Origin of the sequence: Agromyces tardus, assembly GCF_003710805.1 — a bacterium.
Classification (GTDB): Bacteria; Actinomycetota; Actinomycetes; order Actinomycetales; family Microbacteriaceae; genus Agromyces; species Agromyces tardus.
Genome location: NZ_RHHB01000087.1, coordinates 1 through 4958, shown reverse-complemented (window position 1 = coordinate 4958; position 4958 = coordinate 1). Strand labels below are relative to the sequence as shown.

Annotated in this window: 2 protein-coding genes; one reads left to right on the top strand and one right to left on the bottom strand. The window is 75.3% G+C overall.

What is annotated here, in order from left to right; all coding sequences use genetic code 11:
• The coding region (locus tag EDM22_RS19225; protein ID WP_170964215.1) for an AAA family ATPase at positions 1-2353 on the bottom strand (2353 nt) is incomplete at its 3' end.
• 384 nt (positions 2354-2737) lie between these two features.
• Here EDM22_RS19225 and EDM22_RS19220 point away from each other — a divergent pair.
• Positions 2738-4958 (top strand): Ig-like domain-containing protein (locus EDM22_RS19220; RefSeq protein WP_122938697.1); only part of this gene is annotated, 2221 nt, incomplete at its 3' end.

Genomic DNA, 4958 nt, shown 5'->3' with positions numbered 1-4958 from the left:
CGCGCTGCAGGTCGGCGGTCGACGCGCGGCCGCGACCGGCCGCGCGGGCGGCCTGTCCGGCCGACGCGAACGCCTCGGCCGCGTAGAGCAGGTGGCCGATCGACTCCCACTCGGCGCCGGCCGCACGCAGGGCGGCCGCGTCGCCGTCGGCCTCGGCCCGGGCGTGGGCCCGGCGTCGCTCGACCTCGGGCGCGCCCGTGGCCTCTGCGAGCTCGCCGAGGCGGTCGGCCGCCGTGCGGGCGTGCGCCTTCGACCCGAAGCGGGCCAGGTGGTGGAGCAGGCCCGCGGCGACCATCACCGCGCCACGCGGCACGATCTCGTCGACACGGGTGAGGATCGTGGCGGCCGCGGCATCCGTCGCTCCGTCGGCCGCGGCGATCCACGCGTCGGCGAGGGCCGTGACCGAGTTGTCCTCGTCGAGCCCGTCGATCACGCGGGAGCGCAGTCGTCGTGCCGTGGCGAGGTCGCCCTGCTCGGCTGCGACGATCGCGAGGAAGCAGAGCCCGAACTCCCGCAGCGACTTCGGCCCGTGCAGCTCCGCGCCGCTCACCGTGTCGCGGAACCAGCGCGCCGCGGTGTCGAGGCGGCCGAATGCCCAGAAGATCCGGCCCATCATGAACTCGTCGAGCCGGGCGGTGAGCTCGTCGTCGTGGCGGATCGCGTCATGGAGCGACTCGATGACCGTCGCCCGGGCCTCATCGAGGCGGTCGGCGGCGATGAGCACGTGAGCGAGCACGATCTCGGCGCGACGCTGCGGGATCACCGAGCGGGGACCCTTCGCGAACGCGACCGCGCGCTGAGCCGACGCGATCGCCTCGTCGGAACGGCCGAGGATCGAGACGGGCATCGCGCGCGACAGGTCGAGGATCGCCTGCTCGAAGCGACTGTCGCCGGCCGCCGCCGCGGCCGTCTCGACGTGCTCGAGCGCGCGGTGCCCGTACTCGAGGTTCACGAGGAGCACGGCCTTGCTGAGCGCGATGGTCGCCGTCTGGCCGGGGAGCGCGTCCTCGAGCGACTCGAGCAGCTCGATGCCGCGCGCGCTGCCGAGCGGGTCGCCGCCGAACACGTCGGCCCGGGCCGCCCCGATCGCCGCGAGGAGCTCGTCGGGTGCGCCGTCGGCCACCGCGCGCTCCTCGGCGCGGGCGAGCGTCGCGAGCGCCTCCTCCGCGCGGCCGAGCGACCACAGCAGCTCGCCGTGCAGGAGCAGCGACTCGGCGTCGTCGGCGCCCGCGGCGATCGCGGCCGCCGCGAGGCGCTCGGCGGTGCGTCGATCGTGCGCCATGCGGGCGAGCGCCGCCGATCGCGACAGGATGCCGGGGTCGGTCGGGTAGCCCGCATCGAGCCGCCAGATCGCGACCCGCAGTTCGTCGCCCGGGTCCATCGGGCGCGACGCCACGAGGTCGGCCTGCTCGCGCAGCAGCGACACCGCACGGATGCGGGGAATGCTGTCGCGCACGGCCGCGGCGTAGTGCGGGTGCGCGAGCCCCACCCGCATCCGCGCGGCGGTCTCGTCGACGCGGATGAGCCCGCGCATCTCGAGCTTCGCGAGGGCCTCGGGCCCACCGGGGCGGGCGAACTCGTCGAACGCGAGCGGCTCGCAGAGGGCCAGCCGCTCGACGGCATCGCGCTCGTCGTCGCCGAGCGCGCGCAGGCGGGCTCGGATGAGGTCGCGCAGCGCGGGCGTGCCGACGGGCTCGCCCACGAGCTGCCACAGGCCGTCGGATGCCACGAGCGAGCCCGCGTCGGCCGCGCCGATGGCGAGCTCGCGCAGGAACAGCGGATTGCCGTGGGCGATGCGGTGGAGCTCGACGGCGTCGCGGTGCGCGATCGGACCGCCCAGGGCCCGCGTGAGGAGCTCGCTGACCTCGTGGACGTCGAGGGGCGCGACGTCGAGCCGCACGGAGTCGCCGGATGACGCGAGCGAGAGCAGCGCGTCGGGCACGGGATCGGACTCGCGCACCGTCGCGATGAGCCGCACGAGGCCGGTCTCGACGAGCTGCGCGATGAGCGTGACCGAGACCGAGTCGACGACCGACACGTCGTCGACCGCGAGCAGCGTGCGCCGTCCTGCGGCGATGCTGCGCACGGCGTTGCTCGCGGCGGCGAAGAGCGCGACGGGGTCGCCCGCGGCGCTCACCATGGGTCCGGGGTCGTGCGCGAGCACGGGCGCGAGCGCCCCGAGCGGCACGGCGCTGAGCGCGGTGTTGCCGCTCGCGGCGAGGATGCACCAGCCGTCGTCGGCCAGACGATCGGCGACGGTGCGGGCGACGCGGCTCTTGCCGATGCCCGAGGGGCCGTAGACGAGCACCGAGCGCGCGTTCGCGGCGAGCGCGCCGACCGCACGGTCGAGCATCGGGTCCCTGCCGACGAGGGGCCAGCTCTCATCGAGCCCGCGCGGCGCCCCCGCCGGTTCCCCTGGTACCAACGACACCATCCACGGCCTTCCGGTCTCCGGCGAGGCCGGTCGTTTCACTGTACGACTTCGCATGCGGGCGAGGCATGGCGACCCTCGCCCCCCGAACGGGTGACACCCTGAGCACCCCCGTCGGCCGGACGTGAGCAATGGCCCGACCGGCCTGAGCAACGGATGCCGCGGCATGAGCAACCGCCCGCGCGGAATGAGCACCGCCTGCCCATCCGCCCGCCACCGGCCCGCCGCGATGCTGGTCTCGGCAGCCCGGCCTGCCCCGCGAACCCGGACCGGCGCCGCGACCACAGACCTCAGGAAGAGACCCCGATGCGATTCCCCATCCACGTTCCCGCCGCGGTCGACGACCGCCGCCGCCCGGTGCGACTGCGCCTCGCGGCACTCGGCGTCGCGACGATCCTCGCCGCGGGCGGCGCGTTCGCCACGCCGTTCGCCGCCCACGCCGAGGAGGCGCAGCCCGCCGGCGGCGAGTCCGCGATGCTCGTCGAGGCGGCCGCCTCCGAGCCGGTCGCGGCGGAGGATCCCGCGCCGGCGGACGAGGGCGAGACCGGGGCATCCGCCACCGAGCCCGCGGCATCCGCCACGGACGACGACGCCGCCACCGCCCACGCCGACGCCGCCGCCGACCCCGCCGGTCCGGCCGCCGGGGCCGCAGGCGACCCCGAGGCATCCCACCTTCCCGACGCCGAGGCCGAACCCGTCGCCGCACGGAAGTCGGCCGCATCCGCAGGGCAGCCCGCCGGCTTCGCCGCCCAGGTCGAACCCTCGCAGCTCGGCCCGAACCAGGCGCCGATCGCCGTCGACGACGCGTACCAGATGCTCGCGGACACGACGCTCACCGTCGACGACCCGGGCGTCACGGGCAACGACACGGAGCCCGACGGCGACTGGTACCAGGTCGACGACCACACGAAGCCCCAGGTCGGCAGCCTCTGGGTGAACGCCCACGGCCCCTTCGGGTACACGCCGCCCGCCGGCTTCACCGGCACCGTCACCTTCACGTACGTGCTGAAGGACGACTTCGGCGCGCTGAGCACCTGGGCCACCGTGACGATCGAGGTGCTGCCCGCGGGCAGCGACGCGACCCTGCCGCCCACCGCGAACGACGACACCTACGTCTACGCCCTCAGCACCCCGTTGTACATCGCGGCGCCCGGCGTGCTCGCGAACGACGATGCGGAGGGACGCGAGGGCACGCTCGTGCTCGACTACGCCTCGCCGCAGATCGGCACCGTCGACCTGCAGGCCGACGGCTCCTTCCTCTACACGCCGCACGACTCGATCGGCGGCACCTGGTGGTTCCGCTACCTCCTGTGCACCGACGGCGGATGCGCGTCGGCCGAGGTCACGCTCGAGCAGGCAGCCGCCGGGGAGCAGCCGTCCGGTCCGTCGCAGCCGCCCGCCGAGCCGCCCGCCGGCGAGGACCTGGCGCCCGTCGCCCAGCCCGACACGCTCGTGGCCGTCGCCGGCGACCTGGCGATCCTCGACGCTCCCGGCGTGCTCGGCAACGACTCCGACCCCGAGGGCCAGCCGCTCACGCTCGTCGACGTCACGACGCCCGCCCACGGCGTCCTCTACTACTGGAACGCCGACGGCACCGTGCAGTACGTGCCGAACGACGGCTTCGCCGGCACCGACCAGGTCGAGTACACCGTGAGCGACGGCGCCAAGAGCGCGACGAGCACCCTCACCTTCACGGTCACCGAGCCGGCGAACTACGCGCCGCAGGCCTGGGAGGACTCGGCCGTGGCGGTCGCCGGCACGACGCTGATCCTCGACGCGCCGGGCGTGCTCGGCAACGACTCCGACCAGGACGGCGACCCGCTCGCGGTCACGTGGTTCGGCGACCCGCACCACGGCACGATCGACATCGCCGCCGACGGCTCGGTGGTGTACACCCCCGAAGCCGGTTTCGTCGGCGGGGACAGCGTGCTCTACCAGGCGAGCGACGGCCAGGCCACGTCGGAGGCGTTCCTCGTCATCGACGTCGTCTCCGCCGGCGCACCCGCCCACCCGACCGTCGTCGGCGACCACTACGACGCCGTGTCGGGGGTGCTCCTCGAGGTGTCCGCGCCGGGCGTGCTCGGCAACGACCTGGACCCGTCGGGCCCGATCGCGGTGACGGGCCACGAGGCCGCGCAGCACGGCACGATCGAGATCGCCGCCGACGGATCGCTGCGCTACACCTCCGAGCCCGGTTACACCGGCGTCGACACCATCCGGTACACGATCTCCGACGGCGAGGAGAGTGCCGACGGGCTCATCTCGATCACGGTGCTCGGCCAGGCCGAGGGCTCGGGGCAGCCCGGCGAGGGGGAGCAGCCCGGCGGATCGGGCGGATCGGGCGGACCGCAGCAACCGGGCCGACCTCAGCAGCCGACCGGGCCCGATGAGCCCGGCCGCCCGGCGGAGCACGCCCCGCTCCCCGAGGCCCGGCCGGCGACGACGGATGCCGCGGCGCTCGCCGACACGGGCTCCGACCCGCGCCTCGCCGCCGCCCTCGCCGCCCTGCTCGCCGCCCTCGGCATCG